Here is a 16,316-nt window from a genome sequence, read left to right on the forward strand (position 1 = left end):
TAGTAATAAGAAATGTAAAATTTTGATGTAATATTTATCATTATAGGAGGTTAGGTTAAATGGCTCTTTCCGAACTAATAAAGTATGAAGGCGATAATTCAACCTTTATTTGGAAATATCCTCATGAAGATTTTAACAACATGACCGAATTAATCGTACATGAAAGCCAAGAAGCGATTTTCTTTGCAAATGGACAAGCAGCAGATACTTTCGGTCCCGGCAGATACAAATTAGATGCAGATAATATTCCCATACTTACAAAGTTAGTTAATATTGTTACCGGTATCAGTGTATTCCATTGCGAAGTTTATTTCATTAATAAAACCGTTCAAATGGCTGTTAAATGGGGAACTGATTCGAAAGTGAGATTTAATGAACCGACTTTAGGGGTTCCCATTGAGTTAGGTGCATCAGGCAGCATGAACCTATCGATTGCAGACGGCAAAAAGCTTCTTGTCAACCTCGTCGGAACAATGAAGGGAATAGCATGGGAAAATGAAGGAGCTGGCTTCACCAAGTCATTGCAACTCTCTTTCAGACCTCTTATTACAACAGCGGTTAAATCCAATCTTTCCTCAGCAATTAAGCAAAAAAATATTGACATTGTAGAAATAGATGAGCATTTAACAGAGCTTTCAGAAGTACTTAAGACAGAAATTGCTCCCGGATTTGACGAATACGGTCTTTCAATTCAGCAATTTTATGTAACAAACATTGTTCTTCCGGAAGATGACCCTAATTTCAGGCGTCTTCGTGAATTACATACAATTACCTTACAGAAACAAATGGCGGCTGCCGAAGCTGAAGTACGTGCCTCACAGGCACAAAACCGCGCTTCATATATGGCTGCCGAAGCCGAAGCCGAGGCTAAAATTAAAGCAGCCCAGAGAGGTGCTATTCTCGAAGGACAAACAACCGAAACCGAAATTGCCAAACGTGAGGCTGAACGAAAACTTATTCAAGCCCAGGCTGATGCACAGGCTGCACAAATAAGCGGCATGGCTGAAGCTACCGTTATGCAGGCTAAGGGATACAATCAAAAAGATGTTCTTCAAGCAGAGGTACAAAAGGCATATGCAGAAGGTATCGGAAACATGGGTTCCGGCGTTTCATCCGGAAGCGGTTCTCCCATGGGTGATATGTTAGGTCTTGGTATGAGTATGGCAGCAATGAATGCAATGGCTCCTCAAGTTGGAGCTATAATGAAAAATTTCAATATCGGAAACACAGACAACACTTCTGCTTCAAATTCAGAATCTTTACAAAATCAGAACACAAAATGTCCTAACTGTGGCAGTTTATTGCCTTCAAACGCAAAGTTTTGTCTTGAATGCGGAACAAAAATTGAAACTCTTTCTGATAACGAAATTATTTGTCCTAATTGCGGAAAGAAAACACCAAAAGGTAAATTCTGTATAGAATGCGGTCAACCTTTAATTAATAAATGTCCTAATTGCGGAGCAGAAGTTCCACCAAACGGTAAATTTTGTTTGGAGTGTGGAACTAAACTAATATAAAGTTTGTTTTATTAAATAATTTTACAGCTTATTAAGGGGGATAAAAATATGTCTGTATTTAAATGTAAAATGTGCGGTGGTACATTGGAATTTAATCCGGGTGACACCGTTGCAGTCTGTGACAGCTGTGGTACAAAACAAACATTACCAAAGCTTGATGATGAAAGACGGGCAAATCTCTATGATCGTGCAAACCATTTTCGCCGCAACAATGACTATGACAAAGCAATGAGTATGTATGAACAGATACTAAGCGAGGACAAAACAGATGCCGAAGCATACTGGTCACTTGTGCTTTGTCGTTACGGAATTGAATATGTGGAAGACCCGACTACGCATAAACGTGTTCCGACTGTTAATCGTTCTCAGTTCACATCTATATTTGATGATGACAATTATAAATCAGCCTTAGAGTACGCCGATTCTGCTCAGCAAGAAGTTTACGAAGAAGAAGCAAATGCCATCAATGAAATACAAAAAGGTATTCTTGCAATTTCACAAAAGGAAGACCCATTTGATATATTTATTTGCTACAAGGAAACAGACAACAGCGGAAGACGAACTCCCGACTCTGTTTTAGCAACAGATTTATACCATCAGCTGACACAGGAAGGCTTCAAAGTATTTTTCTCCAGAATCACTCTTGAAGATAAGCTCGGCATTGATTATGAGCCATACATATTTGCTGCATTAAACAGTGCAAAAATCATGGTAGTTCTCGGCACAAAACCGGAATATTTTAATGCCGTATGGGTTAAAAACGAATGGAGCCGTTATCTTGCCCTTATCAAAAACGGAGCAAAAAAAGTCCTTATTCCGGCATATCGTGACATGGATCCATATGACCTTCCAGATGAATTTTCTCATTTACAGGCTCTTGATATGTCAAAGCTTGGATTTATGCAGGATTTAATCCGTGGCATCAAAAAAATTATTGCTGATACCGAACCAAAAACCGTTATTCATGAAAAAGTTATAGAAAGCACCCCTATTTCAAACGCCGCTCCCCTTCTTGAGCGAGCATATTTATTTCTTGAAGACGGAAACTGGAAAGAAGCAGATGAATATTGCGAAAAAGTTCTTGATATTGAGCCGAAAAACGCAATGGCATATCTCGGAAAGCTTATGGCTGACGAACACGCAAAAACAAAAGAAGCTCTTAAGAACTCTCCTTACAAATTTGATAATAACGATAATTACCGTAAAGCTATACGCTTTGGCAATGATGAGCTTAAAGCAGAGCTTGAAGGCTACATTGATTTTATCGTAAACCGCAACCTTGAAAACGCTTACAATGCTGCCGTAAAATCAATGAATGATGCAAATAATGAAGACAGCTATAAAAAAGCGGCATCAAAATTTGAATCTATTTTAAACTATAAGGATTCGGAACAGCTTAAAATTAAATGTCTTGATTTAGCTGAAAATTCCAGAAAAGAAGCTATTTATGTATCAGCTGTAAATTGGATGGAAAATTCAAAAACCGAGGAATCCTATAAGGCTACTGCATCACATTTCAAGTCTATTATAGACTATAAAGATTCGGAACAACTCAGAACTAAATGCCTTGATTTAGCTGAAAATTGCAGAAAAGGAGCTATTTATGAAGCCGCAACAATAGATATGAATGCCGGCAATCATAAAGAGGCAATATCAAAATTTGAATCCATAATTGATTACAAGGACTCGACAGCTCTCATTGAACATTGCAAAGATAGAATCGCAAGCTTGGAAGCCGAAAGGTTAAGAAAAGAAAAAGAAGACAAAGAAAAAGCAGCTAAAAAAGCTAAAACAATAAAAATTGCTATTCCAATAGTACTTGCCTGCTTTGCAATCATTATGCTTGTTGTAAATGTTGTAATTCCAAGTCAAAAATACAATAAGGCTATGGCATTTATTGAAGCAGAAGATTATGATTCAGCTTATAAAATTTTAACTGATTTAAACTATAAAGACAGCAATGAGAAACTTACTGAACTTATATCAAATAATTATAAATTGGCTGAAGTCGGAGATACTATCAAATTTGGTTCTTATGAACAAGATAACAACTTATCTGACGGAAAAGAACCAATCGAATGGATAGTAATAAAAAAAGACAATAACAAATTATGGTTAATTAGTAAATATTGCTTAGATGCTAAACCATTTGATAACTCATTTAATAGTTCAATTATACATTGGTATTCTTGTTCATTGCAAAATTGGTTAAACAACGACTTTTTTAATACAGCTTTTGATAATACCGAACAATCAGTAGTTTTAGATACAGAACTGAACAAAAATACTTATGATAATAAAGATACTATAACTTATAAAGTTTTTTTAATCAGTAACCATGAATACGATAGTTATAATATTGCTAACTTAGGTTTAAGATTTGCAACCGAATATGCCAAAGCTAACGGCATAAATGATAAAAATGAATGGTGGAAACGAATGACACCGTCGAATCTAAGGGATTCTTCCGGTGGTGTTCGTCCGTCAATGTGGATAAGCCTTGAAGACTAAATCCACTCCAAAAGAGCGGCAATGCCGCTCTTTTCTTTATCATAACATGAAAATGACGCATCTCTTTCGAAATGCGTCATTTAAGTAGATTATATTTTTTTACAATTTAGGGATCAAACATAATTATTTCTTATATTTAAATGAGGATATAAGCACTTTAGATCAAAGTATTTCTGAGAATGACTGAAGTCTTGTCTTTGTCTGCTCATATGATGTAGCTTCCTGGTCAACTTCAATCTGGATATTTTTAACGCCTGCTTTTTCAAATTCCTGAATAAGGATAGGATAATCCCACTCTTCGGGATCGCAGAACTTCATCATGCAAACGATAACTGCATCTGCATTGTATTTCTTAGCCATGTCGATAAGCATTTTTCCACGAGGTTTTTCGGGATCTGTTGCAAGTGAACATCCGTCAAGTGCCTGCCATGCTTTTGCAAGAGCCATAAGAGGATCGCCTGTGTTTTCCTCAACGTCAACTCTGAACTGTCTGCCTTCCTGAGCAAGGTCATCAGCAACAACAGCAAAGTTGTTAGCCTGGAGAATGTCAAGAAGTCCGTCGGGCTCTGCCATGATACCTGTAAGAATAACTTTCTTACCTGTCCAAGGCTGTTTTTCTGTCTTTTTAACAGCTTCGATAAGCTCGTTTACAAGAGCTGTATGCTGTGATTTTTCCATGAAATGTCTTGCTTTGATTACTGCATGACGTTTTGCGGGTGTGATAATGTTAGGATACTCTGCTGCAAGGTCTGAGAATGCTCTCATAGCCTGTCTGTTTGCATTGTATACCTTAATGCTGTTTTCTATAGCTTCATCTGTGATTTTTACACCGAGAATCTGCTCAAACTTTTCTTTAACTACTTCATATTCGCCCTTTGTGAATACATTAGCAGCAGCGATTTTTCTGTTCTGAGGATGTGTAAATGTGATTGTAGGGCATTTACCTTTCCATTTCTGGCTCATACATTTTAATGTATCGCAAGGAACTGAGAATACAACTGCTTCAAGGTCATCATATGCACCTTCAAGCTCAAGCTCCATAACTTCCTGCATGATTGAACATGCGAAAGGAGGAAGGAATGCTCTTGCCTTTGAAATGCTCTTGCTGCCGCCCCACATACCCATGGGAAGGTAACCTGCTGCGTGTACAAGCTCTTCAGGTGAATAAACGGGCATGATACCAACTGCACCTTTACCTGTTGCTTTTTTATAATCATCCATTGCTTTCTTAGGGTTTGAAGCAACGGCCTGTAATTCAGCTATAATGCTGTCGATTGTTCTCATGACGTTATTCCTCCTTATTTTCTTTCCTGTATCATTTCAACGAGAGCCTGAACTCTTGTTTCATACTGTGCTTCTGAATAATTTCTGGGGTCTGTCTGGTCGCCGTCGAAGCTTACATAAGGGATACCAAGCTCTTTTGTAAGATATTCGCCGCCCTCATTGTTGAGGAAGCCCATGAGCTTACAGCTTCTGTTAAGATGCATAACAGCACCTTCGCTGTGTGATTTTTCTGCTGTTTCTTTAAGTACGTTTGCTCTGTTTTCAAGGCAAGTGTTGATATAAATCTTTGTGTATGCCTCAGCCATTGAAAGCATATCGCCGGGTTTGTAAACAAGGCTCCACATTCCTGGGTAGCATGAACCAACCATAACTGCACCCTCTTTTTTGAGTGTCTTGAATGTGTGTCCGAGGTATGTCCAAACTGCGATACCTTCCCAAGCAACACGGCATTTTTCGTTTTCGGCAGCACCGAAAGCATACTGTCCTGCTTCATATTTAGCCTGAAGCTCATCAGCAAACTTCTTGAATGTGATTTCAGCATAATCTCTTGCTCTTGCGCAAACGATAAGGCCCATGTAGTTGAAGAGGTCGAAACCGTTAAGAGGTGAAGGCTCTAACTGAGCGAATGAAGCAACTCTGTTCCACTGCTCAACTGAACGCTGAACCTGTTTCTGAACCTCAAGGAATTTGTCATAGTCAAATTTTCTTCCGCAAACCTTTTCAAGGATTTTGATAGCTTCTTCAAACTGAGCTGCGATATATTCCTTGCAACGTCTCTGTATAGGCATTGTGTGGTTGAAAGGAACGTCGATTATAATGCAGGGAATGTCAAGCTCTTTTGCAAGGTTTTCATACCACTTAAGAAGTGTATTACAGATATTGTTACATGTAATAACGAGATCGGGAAGAGGTACTCTTGCTGCGGGAGAGTTAGCGAGCTTTTCGGGTGTTTCGCCTGTCATAGCCTCCTGTTTAAGAAGTTCCATATATCCGAGGTTTACTCTTGCGTATGAACAGATGTCAAGGTTGTAGCCCTTCTGTTCTGCAACTGCAAGCATATCAAGTGAACCCTTTCTTGCACCGATTCCGGCTGCATGTGTTTCGGGATAAACCATAGCGATGTCCATAGCTACGCACATTTCCGGAGGAGCAACTGATGCTGACCAGCATACAAGCTTGCCTGCTTTTTTTGCTTCTCTTGCTTCCTCATCAAGCTTTGCCTGATAGTAGCCAAGTAATTCTTTAGCACTTGCTTCATTAATGTTAATCACGTTCATATCATCCTTTCCGATAATTTATAAACATTAGTATTTTCAGTGCGGCATAACCGGCAATGTTTTGATTTTTGTTCATTAACATTTTCTGTCATGTCCGACTTGATTAATCTTTATTGCATACTGCTGTAAATATTCAAAATACCCAGCACTGTATTGTCAAAATAATCACAGCAGTATTACTTTTTAATTTGTTTTACAACATTTTCAACATCTGTTTGCATTATATACCACTTTTTATTGCAATGGAATGAAATCAAGTAGCCTTTAGTTTATTCAACTTTCTTGCCTTTGTTTTTATTTCTCACTTTTGAATGTCAAATATTCAAATTGAATTCATATATTCAAATTAATTTTAGTTATCAAAACATACTTAATTGAGATTAGCACGTAAGTTCATGCAGAAAATTGTTTTGTTTTTTCTGCTCTCACAAAATAACGATAGTATTGTTCATAGGCTTTGTGGTATAATTCGAATGAATAAACGGAACAGCAAACTGAATTAAGTGAGGTGTTTTAATGAAAAATAAGCGTATTGGTTTATGTGTTATAGTCTTTTTTCTGGTAGTGATTTTCAGTTATTACAATATACAGAAAAATCATACATATACCTTTTCAAGCAATGAAGGTAAAATAAAGTCAGAACAAATACAGCCACTTTGGGGAACTGTAAAAGTAAGCGGTGATTGCGATACAGATGTGCTTTTTACTGATATCGAAACGGGAGAGCAATATATAATCGGATATATTACACACGGTATGACAGAAAAAATAAGACTCGAAAGAGGAAAATGGTATAAGGTGGAAGGTGCGGGCAATCTCAGGCTGAGGCCGATAAATGTTCGAGTTGAATAACTCCCGATTTTACAGAACGTTTAACTGTGTGATAAATTTGAATTTATGGAGGTCATCTTTTGCGAACGTATGAAAATAAAGAAGAACTTAAAACGGAAATTCGTAAAACATTCGAAAAATATATTTCTGAATTTGATAATATACCAGAAGCATTAAAAGATATAAGAGTTGATGAGGTTGACCGAACTCCGGCAGAAAACCTTGCTTATAATGTGGGATGGACAACGTTGGTTCTTAAATGGGAAGAAGATGAAAGAAACGGACTTCCGGTAAAAACTCCATCAGATGAATTCAAATGGAATCAGCTTGGCGGATTATATCAGTGGTTTACCGATACTTATGCCCCATTATCATTAACAGAGCTAAAAAATATGTTAAACGAAAATGTTACGGCACTCTACGCCATGATTGATTCCATGAGTGAGGACGAGCTGTTTCAACCGCACATGAGAAAGTGGGCAGATGATGCCACAAAAACAGCGGTATGGGAAGTTTACAAGTTTATTCATGTGAATACCGTTGCTCCTTTCGGAACTTTTAGAACTAAGATTAGAAAATGGAAAAAGGCCGCACTGTAACTTATGGTTTGTTATTATATAATAAGAAAAATTATATGCATACATTTAGCAGTGCAAACAATGCCAAAATGTGAAAAACCGACTGATGATAACCATCGGTCGGTTTTTTGTCTTATGACATAAGATATTTGATAATGCCCGGTTTCGCTTAAAACGTAAGTCTCATTTCGTGCCACACAACTCCGCCATGCTCGGAATCCGAAACACCTTCATCAACAAAGCCCAGCTTTCCATAAAAATGTATGAGTTTTTCCTTACAGGTCAGCACAAGACCCTTTCTACTCTGTTCTTTTGCATCGGAAATGACATTTCTGAGAACAGCTTCCGCATAGCCGTTTTTTCGGTATTTCGGCAATGTATTAACGCCGAAAATCATCTGCCATGCGCCGTTTTCATTGTGCATTGACGCATTTTCATACATTTTGTCCGTCAGATGCTCTTCGTCTGTAACCATTCCGTTTACAAAGCTGATAATTTTGCCGTTATCGTCCTCCAATATCCAAAAATGGTCTGCATAATGCTTAAGTCTGTCCTCAAAGGACTTTCTTTCCGCAGCCTCTGCCGCCGGAAAGCACTCTGCCTCTATTGCGGTCAATTCATCAACATCGGAAATTCTTCCGTTTCTTATATTCATTTTTGTACCTCATTTATTTTTTAATGCCTCTGCCATTCTGTTAAGTCCCTTTTCTATTATTGATCTCGGCATAGCAAAATTAAGTCTTACAAAACCATCTGCATTACCTACAAACATATCGTTTCCGCCCTCAAGGAGAACTCCTGCATTGTTTGCGAAAAATTCCGATAAATTTTCACCCTTTACAAAATATCCTCTCATGTCAACCCATGCAAGATATGTTGATTCCGGTATATAGAAATTAGCCTTTGGCATATTCTCCTTAAAAAATTTATCCGCAAATGCAAAATTTCCGTCAAGGTATTCCTTAAGTCCGTCAAGCCATTCATCGCCTTTTTCATAAGCAGCCTGTGCAGCCGCAAGAGAAATCGGGTTGAGCGAACCGGAAGTAAAATCTGTGCTTCTCATGGCGTTTCTGAGTGCCTTATCTCTTATAATTATATTGGACAGCATAAGTCCGGCAAGATTAAATGTTTTGCTCGGAGCCATACAGGTAACAAGCTTATCATAATCGCCCATAATCTTTGCCATAGGAATATGCTTATTTCCTGTTCTTATAACATCACAGTGAATTTCATCCGATATAATCCAGAGATTATATTTTTTTACTATATCGGCAACCTTCTTAAGCTCGTCCTCTGTCCACATTCTGCCTGTCGGGTTGTGAGGATTACACCAGATAACGGCTTTTACGTTTTTATTCGACGCCTTTTTCTCAAAATCATCAAAATCTATCGTAAAATATCCGTTTGTATTGATTAGATCCGAGCATACGTAATCAATTCCGTTGAACTGTGCCGCACCTCTGAACTGCTTATATGACGGTGTTGTTATAAGCAGACTGCCTTTCTTTTCCGTCATTATTCCGATAAGCTGATATATTGCTGCAACAACACCCTGAGTGAACATAAGCTCTTCTTTCGGGAACTCCCAGTCATATTTTTTTCTGCACCAATCGCAGAAGGCGTTATAATAATCATCATTGAATGTTCTTGTATATCCGAAAATGCCGTGGTCTGCTCTTTCCTTTATTGCATCTATTATTTCCGGAGCGGTTTTAAATTCCATATCGGCAACCCACATACGGACAAAATCTTCGTCCGCATAATTAAACTTCTTGTCCGGTCCTGCATGGAATATGTACTGACGGAAACCGTCTGTATTGAGTGCATTGGTATTTCTTCTGTCAATTATTTCGTCAAAATTGTATTTCAATTTACTGCCTCCAAAATATATAATCTTTTATTTTTCAATTTTGTTTATTATATCACATATTACATCTGCTCTTGAAAACGGTGTCATAAAATAATATCCGTCAGCAATGTCCTTAACCTTTTCAGCAATATCAACGGATATTTTTATTCCGAGCTCAACACTTTCTTCCTTGCTCAGTCCTTTGAACATTTCAATAATCTTATCTTCAACATTTATGCCCGATATTTCGCTTTCCATAAAGCAAGCATTCCTATAGCTCATTACAGGAATTATTCCGGCAAGTATCTTTCCGCTAAGCTCCTGTTTTGCTCTTTTAAGATTTTCAAAGCCTTTTTCCGTAAGCACCGGCTGAGTAAGAAAGCCTTCCATTCCGTTAAGCTCCTTTTCCTTAGCCATTTTGAGCTGGACATCAAAATTCTTTGCGTTTATGTTCAATGCGCCGAATGTATGGAATCCGTCGGGAAAAACAGTTTCGTTAAGCGTTCTTACATATTTTGCAAGCATACGCGAATTGAAATTAAACACGCTCTTTACTTCATCTCTCTGTGCCGAAGGAATAGGATCGCCGGTAACGATAAGCACATTTCTTATGTTCTCTATATTCAGGCCGAGAAGAAGTGCTTTTGTTGCATTTATGTTTCTGTCACGACAGGTAAGATGAGGAATAACATCAATATTAAGCTCTCTTTTCAGCTTACAGGCAAGAAGCGAGCTGTCCACTCTTGCCCTTGCTATCGGGCAGTCGGCAATGGTTATTATATCCACTCCGGCATTTTTGAGCATTCCGGCATTTTTCATAAACTTGCTTATATCGGCATTTTCCGGAGGATCCAGTTCAACCGCTATAACCTTTTTGCCTTCGGAAAGCTTTCTGTTGAACTGTGGAACATATCTGATTATTTCAGAAGAATTGCTGTCGTTCTCCTCTTCCTTTATATCACTGGATATGCTTTCGGAAAGCACTTCTATTGTTCTCCTTATGTAGTCCGGAGTTGTTCCGCAGCAGCCTCCGAGTATTGATGCACCGCATTCTGCCATATCACGCATTTTAAAAGCGAAATAATCCGGACTGCTTTCAAAATATGTTCTGTTGTTTATAACCGTAGGATAGCCGGAGTTCGGCATAACGCTGAACGGCTTGCTGAATTTCTTAAGGCTCTTGAAATAGCTGAACATATGGTGAGGACCGGAAACGCAGTTAATACCTATCGCATCTATCCATTTGCATTCATCTGCCGCCGAAAGCAACTCTTCTCCAAGCTCTCCTTCCTTTGTGTATCCGTCGGGAAAAACCGCAAAGGAAACAAGCACAAATGCGTCCGGATTGACCGATTTTATATATTCGGCAGTTTCCGCAATGCCTCTGTAATTGGAAAGCGTTTCAAGCAGAAAGTTCTCGGCACCGAGCTCAAGAAATATCTCTGCATTCTTTTTGTATTTAACGGCAACATTAACATCTTCCGTTGCCTGAATATGTCCTATATCCGCAAAAACATATGTATCGCTGTCGTTTGCGACAAGCTCTGCATTTTTCCAGCCTGCCTCAAGAACGGCTTTAAGCTGTGCTTCATCACCGTTATAGTTATCTATATTTGCGGCAAATGTATTTGTCTTTATTGCATGACTGCCTGCCTCGATATATTCCCTGTGTATGCCGTATATTTTCATAAAATCCGTAACATTCACATTTTCGCAGCGTTCTGCCATTGTTCTGTATTTTGAGGCAAAGTATGTACCCATACTTCCATCAAATATAAGCTTATCATGTTTAAGAAAATCTCTTATATTTTCCATCAGCCGAATACCTCCTTTGCAAAATCAACCGTAGCCTTTGCGTCCTTTGCATAGCAATCGGCACCTATCATTTTTGCATATTCCTCCGTAAGAACAGCACCTCCGACAACTATTTTGCATCCATGTCCGCTTGCTCTTAACATATCGACTGTTTCCTTCATACTGTTTAATGTTGTTGTCATAAGCGCACTTAAGCCGACAAGCTTAACATCTTCTTTAATTGCCGTTTCAACAACAGTTTCGGGAGGTACATCTCGTCCGAGGTCAATAACCTGATAGCCGTAATTTTCAAGAATTACTTTAACTATGTTTTTGCCTATGTCGTGAATATCACCTTTAACTGTGGCAAGAATTATTTTTCCTTTCGATACCGAGCCTGTTCCTTTCGCGAGTATGCTCTTTTTTATTACCTCAAAGGCCTCGCATGATGCCGCCGCCGAATTGATAAGCTGAGGAAGGAATATTTCCTGTTTTTCGTATCTTTCGCCTACTCGGTCAAGTGCCGGAATAAGCAGTTCATTTATTATTTCAAGCTCTGTTTTTTCTTTAAGAAGCTCTTTGGTTAATCGAGCCGTTTCCTCTTTCAGACCTTTGGAGACCGCATAGCCTATTCCTGTTTCGCTATCGGCTCCGTTAGACTTTTTTTCCGTTGTCTGCACAACCTTCTGCTCGGTCCTTCCCGAAAAACGCTCGATATATTTTTCGCTGTTTACATCCTCACCGCTTAATACACGATAGGAGCATACAGCGTCCATAACAGCCTGCTGATTTGGATTGATTATAGGCAAATCAAGTCCGGCATACATGGCCTGTGTAAGGAAGTTTGTTGTTATATATTCTCTTGCCGGAAGTCCGAAGGAAATATTCGATACACCGAGAACATTGTGAAGTCCGAGCTTTTCCTTTACATATCTTACCGCTTTAAGCGTTTCCACTGCCTGCTCCTGCTGCGCCGAAACCGTAAGCGTAAGGCAGTCGATAAATACATCTTCCTTATTTATTCCCATGCTCATTGCTTTATCAAGTATTCTTTCGGCAATGGCAATTCTCTTTTCGGCTGTATCGGGTATGCCGTTTTCGTCCATGGCAAGTCCGATTACAGACGCACCGTATTTTTTAACGATAGGCAGTATTGTATTAATCTTTTCATCTTCGCCGTTTACGGAATTTACAATAGCCTTTCCGTTGAATATTCTTAAGCCTGCCTCAATGGCTTCAGGATCTGACGAGTCTATCTGGAGAGGAAGGTCGCATACAGACTGAATTGTCTTAACAACCTTAATCATCATTTCTTTTTCATTTATACCGGGCATACCGACATTAACGTCAAGTATGTCAGCACCGGCCTCTGCCTGTTCAATGGCTCTTTCGGCAATATATGCCATATCGCCTTCACGAAGTGCCTGCTGAAAACGCTTTTTGCCTGTAGGGTTTATTCTTTCGCCGATAACTCTTACTCCGTCAACCGTAACAACCTTTGACGGCGAACAAAGAACTGTTTTTCTTTCAACCTTTGCTCTTTCATTCTTTATTGGCAAAACAGCTTTTACTACCTCTTTTATGTATTCGGGAGTTGTTCCGCAGCAGCCGCCCATTACTCTTATACCTATTTTGGCATACTGTTTCATGCTTTCCGCAAACTTATCGGCAGTAATGTCATAGGTATTTGTTATGGGATCGGGAAGTCCGGCATTTGCCTTTACGACAACGGGAAGTGTCGTTGCCATTGCAAGTCTTTTTGCTATCGGGAAAATCTCATCGGGGCCAAGCGAACAGTTTATGCCTACTCCGTCAGCACCGAGTCCTTCCAGAACAGCCGCCATTGCCTCAACGGAACAGCCGGTAAATGTTCTTCCGTTTTCCTCAAAGGTCATTGTACAAATAACGGGAAGTGATGTATTTTCCTTAGCCGCAAGAAGTCCGGCCTTTACCTCATACAAATCCGTCATTGTTTCAAAAACGATAATATCACAGCCGGCTTTTTCTCCTATAACAACCATTTCCTTGAAAATATCGTAAGCACTTTCAAAGGACAATGTTCCCGAAGGCTCAAGCAATTCTCCGATAGGGCCTATATCAAGCGCAACCATTGCATTAGTGCCTTCAACGGCATTTTTTGCACATTTAACAGCCGCCTCTATTACCTTATCGACCTCAAGACCTGTCCCTTCAAGCTTATGTCTGTTTGCACCGAAGGTATTTGCATAGACAATTTGGCTTCCTGCCTCAACATACTGTCTGTGTATATCCGTAATTATTTCCGGCTTTTCTATACATATTGCCTCCGGTCTTTCACCGAGCTTAAGACCTGCTTTCTGGAGCATTGTTCCCATTGCTCCGTCAAGGAACAGAAATCCGTCCTTCATTAATTTATCTAATCTGTTTACTTTATCTGCCACAACTTTTATCTCCTTTTCGGTACTCACAATTTTCAAACATGGAACAGCTTTCACAGCCTCGGAACCGTTTTTCTTTAGGCTTATCGGAAATTCCCATTATAGCTGTAACCGTCTTTCTCGGTATCATTATTCCGCCGGAGCTTAGGCTGACGCCTATATTTTTTTCGGTTCTCAGCATTGTGCAAATATCCTTCTGCTGTTCAAAGGGCATATCTCCGTATCCCGGAGAAAATCTGTCGGTTAAAAACAAGCCCTGTTTATTCACCTTTTCTTCAAGCTCATTCTGGAAATTGTCACATACGTTTTCAATGGCCGAGCTTGCACAGCAATCAAATATCAAAGCCGAATACATATCCGTAATCTGTATTGCCCTGAGCTTTTTTTCTATCTCCATTCCGAGAGTAGCCGCCATGAGCACCGCTTTTTTACAGCCCTCAAGCATTTTCTTTATGTCATTTCCGCCGGGAATAAAATTTGTTCCCGAAAAACAGAAATTATCTTCAATATCAAAAACCATATATGTTACAGCCGGCTGTGCCGTTTTTATAACATCTTCGGAAATTCTCTGTATATCGTTTATTGTTTTTTCGTCCGTAGCTCCGCCCTTATAGCCGAGGTATTTCAGCACTTCATTGCGGTTTACGGAATTAAGTGTACCTTTCATAACATCACCGTAAAAGCTTATAGTGGATTAATTTTAGCACAAAACCTACTTTATTGCTATACTTTTGTATCAATCGTCATTTGTAAAATACAAATTCACAAAAATTAAAGCATCTGACGAAACACATCAGATGCTGTTAAAAATCATATATTCTTTAAAACCATTTTAACATAAATATTAATTGTACAAATCAAATTTACTTGCGTGTCGCCTGTATCGGCACAAATTCAATCTTTAACTGCATTCCCATACCTGTCGCAAGCTTCTTCAAAAGCTTTAACGACGGATTTTTTGTTCCGTTTTCAAGCTTACTTATATCTGCCTGATCAATTCCGGTACGTGAAGCAAGTTCTTTTTGTGTCAAATTTTGTTTAATACGCATATCTACCATTGCACGAATAACATCCATTTCAGGCTGTATCTCATTCCATTCCTTTTCAAATTCCGGATCCTTTAATTGTTCATTCAACAACTCTCTGAATTCACTCATTATCTATCATTCCCTTCTAAAAAATCTCTTCTATATTTTTTAGCAAGAGCAATTTCATTTTGCGGAGTTTTTTGTATTTTCTTAACAAATCCGTTTGTTAAGATTATTCTCCCTTCATAATAGAAAAAAATACAGAACTCTCTAAATATCCGAGCCAACCTTTGCACGTAATTCAAATATACCGTCATCTAACGATTTACTATATGGCTCTCTTAATTGATTGCCGTACTGTTCCAAAATATCAATCAAGCCGAAAATTTTAGTATACCGATTTTAGCCAAAATTGAAGTTAAAGCGGCAAATACAGATGAAAGGACCGCAAACAACAGCCACATAAAGCATCCCAAAATTTAAATAATAACAAAGGCACTGTCAAAGACAGTGCCTAAAAGTAATTAATTTATTTCGGTTAATTAGATTTCGATTTTAGCACCCATAAGTTTAACGAATTCTCTTACGATTGCCGCATCTCCGGGCCATGCAGGTGATGTAACAAGGTTGCCGTCAACAACTGCCTGATCTGCCGGTACTTCAACATATGTACCGCCGGCAAGAGTGATGTCAGGGCCAACTGCAGGATAGCATGTAGCCTTTCTTCCTTTAAGTACATTAGCTGCTGTAAGAATCTGAGGTCCATGGCAGATAGATGCAACAGGAAGATTGTTGTTCATGAAATACTGAACGATTTCGATTACTCTGGGATTAAGTCTGATATATTCGGGAGCTCTGCCGCCTGTCATGAAAAGACCTGCATACTCTGTAACATCAACCTTATCAAAATCTGCTGTAAGTGCGAAGTTATGACCGCTCTTTTCAACATATGTCTGGTCGCCTACAAAGTCATGAACAGCTGTCTTAACGATGTCGCCTGCCTTTTTATCGGGGCAAACTACGTCTACCTGATAACCGAGCATCTGCATACTCTGGAAAGGTACCATTGTCTCATAATCCTCTGTAAAATCGCCTGCAAGCATTAATACTTTTTTAGCCATAATGAATTCCTCCTTATATTTTTATGAACTAATTATAATACAATTTATTCATATAAACAAGTATACATCGGTCTTTTTTTATAAAATTCTGATTAAATATTCATTAAAG

At 38.8% G+C, this 16,316-nt stretch carries 15 protein-coding genes and 1 pseudogene; 4 read left to right on the plus strand and 12 right to left on the minus strand.

What is annotated here, in order from left to right:
• The first annotated feature begins 59 nt into the window (after positions 1-59).
• Both KQI66_RS01900 and KQI66_RS01905 read left to right on the plus strand, forming a co-directional pair.
• Positions 60-1,517, plus strand: coding sequence for an SPFH domain-containing protein (locus KQI66_RS01900; protein WP_216427019.1), 1,458 nt, complete (start codon positions 60-62; stop codon positions 1,515-1,517).
• 48 nt (positions 1,518-1,565) lie between these two features.
• Complete coding sequence (locus KQI66_RS01905; RefSeq protein WP_216427020.1) at positions 1,566-4,028, plus strand: TIR domain-containing protein; 2,463 nt, start codon at positions 1,566-1,568, stop codon at positions 4,026-4,028.
• A gap of 162 nt (positions 4,029-4,190) precedes the next feature.
• On the opposite strand, the gene KQI66_RS01910 is transcribed toward KQI66_RS01905, so the two are convergent.
• A complete protein-coding gene (locus KQI66_RS01910; protein ID WP_216427021.1) occupies positions 4,191-5,312 on the minus strand; it encodes a 2-hydroxyacyl-CoA dehydratase subunit D in 1,122 nt (373 codons plus the stop codon).
• 14 nt (positions 5,313-5,326) lie between these two features.
• On the minus strand, positions 5,327-6,583 hold the full coding sequence (locus KQI66_RS01915) for a 2-hydroxyacyl-CoA dehydratase subunit D (protein WP_330654952.1): 1,257 nt from the start codon (positions 6,581-6,583) through the stop codon (positions 5,327-5,329).
• Positions 6,584-7,105: 522 nt separating this feature from the next.
• Between KQI66_RS01915 and KQI66_RS01920 the strand changes: the two genes are divergently transcribed.
• Complete coding sequence (locus KQI66_RS01920; protein WP_216427023.1) at positions 7,106-7,441, plus strand: hypothetical protein; 336 nt, start codon at positions 7,106-7,108, stop codon at positions 7,439-7,441.
• Between the two features lie 59 nt (positions 7,442-7,500).
• Positions 7,501-8,019 carry a ClbS/DfsB family four-helix bundle protein gene (locus tag KQI66_RS01925; RefSeq protein WP_216427024.1) on the plus strand — a complete coding sequence of 173 codons (519 nt, stop codon included), beginning with the start codon at positions 7,501-7,503 and terminating at the stop codon, positions 8,017-8,019.
• 148 nt (positions 8,020-8,167) lie between these two features.
• Here KQI66_RS01925 and KQI66_RS01930 read toward each other — a convergent pair whose 3' ends face one another.
• The 10 genes and pseudogenes from KQI66_RS01930 to KQI66_RS01965 all read right to left on the minus strand — a co-directional run bounded on the left by KQI66_RS01930 (position 8,168) and on the right by KQI66_RS01965 (position 16,207).
• Positions 8,168-8,653 carry a GNAT family N-acetyltransferase gene (locus KQI66_RS01930; protein ID WP_216427025.1) on the minus strand — a complete coding sequence of 162 codons (486 nt, stop codon included), beginning with the start codon at positions 8,651-8,653 and terminating at the stop codon, positions 8,168-8,170.
• Between the two features lie 9 nt (positions 8,654-8,662).
• On the minus strand, positions 8,663-9,868 hold the full coding sequence (locus KQI66_RS01935; protein ID WP_216427026.1) for a MalY/PatB family protein: 1,206 nt from the start codon (positions 9,866-9,868) through the stop codon (positions 8,663-8,665).
• 27 nt (positions 9,869-9,895) lie between these two features.
• Positions 9,896-11,662 (minus strand): bifunctional homocysteine S-methyltransferase/methylenetetrahydrofolate reductase, encoded by a 1,767-nt coding sequence (locus tag KQI66_RS01940; protein WP_216427027.1) that lies wholly within the window; start codon positions 11,660-11,662, stop codon positions 9,896-9,898.
• A complete protein-coding gene (locus tag KQI66_RS01945) occupies positions 11,662-14,028 on the minus strand; it encodes a homocysteine S-methyltransferase family protein (RefSeq protein WP_216427064.1) in 2,367 nt (788 codons plus the stop codon). The genes KQI66_RS01940 and KQI66_RS01945 overlap by 1 nt, the downstream gene beginning before the upstream one ends.
• Before the next feature lie 22 nt (positions 14,029-14,050).
• Positions 14,051-14,725, minus strand: a complete 675-nt coding sequence (locus KQI66_RS01950) for a vitamin B12 dependent-methionine synthase activation domain-containing protein (RefSeq protein ID WP_216427028.1) — start codon at positions 14,723-14,725, stop codon at positions 14,051-14,053.
• Positions 14,726-14,921: 196 nt separating this feature from the next.
• Positions 14,922-15,215 (minus strand): helix-turn-helix domain-containing protein, encoded by a 294-nt coding sequence (locus KQI66_RS01955; protein WP_216427029.1) that lies wholly within the window; start codon positions 15,213-15,215, stop codon positions 14,922-14,924.
• Positions 15,215-15,403 (minus strand): type II toxin-antitoxin system RelE/ParE family toxin, encoded by a 189-nt coding sequence (locus tag KQI66_RS01960; protein WP_330654958.1) that lies wholly within the window; start codon positions 15,401-15,403, stop codon positions 15,215-15,217. The genes KQI66_RS01955 and KQI66_RS01960 overlap by 1 nt, the downstream gene beginning before the upstream one ends.
• Entirely contained in the window at positions 15,357-15,464 is a 108-nt protein-coding gene (locus KQI66_RS11605) for a hypothetical protein (protein WP_330654959.1), read from the minus strand. Before KQI66_RS11605 ends, KQI66_RS01960 begins: the two co-directional genes overlap by 47 nt.
• Before the next feature lie 14 nt (positions 15,465-15,478).
• Positions 15,479-15,550: pseudogene (locus KQI66_RS11610) on the minus strand (EamA family transporter); the annotation flags it as partial.
• Positions 15,551-15,628: 78 nt separating this feature from the next.
• Positions 15,629-16,207, minus strand: a complete 579-nt coding sequence (locus KQI66_RS01965) for a DJ-1/PfpI family protein (protein ID WP_216427030.1) — start codon at positions 16,205-16,207, stop codon at positions 15,629-15,631.
• Positions 16,208-16,316 lie beyond the last annotated feature (109 nt).

It is taken from the genome of Anaerotignum sp. MSJ-24 (genome assembly GCF_018918145.1).
GTDB lineage: Bacteria > Bacillota > Clostridia > Lachnospirales > Anaerotignaceae > Metalachnospira.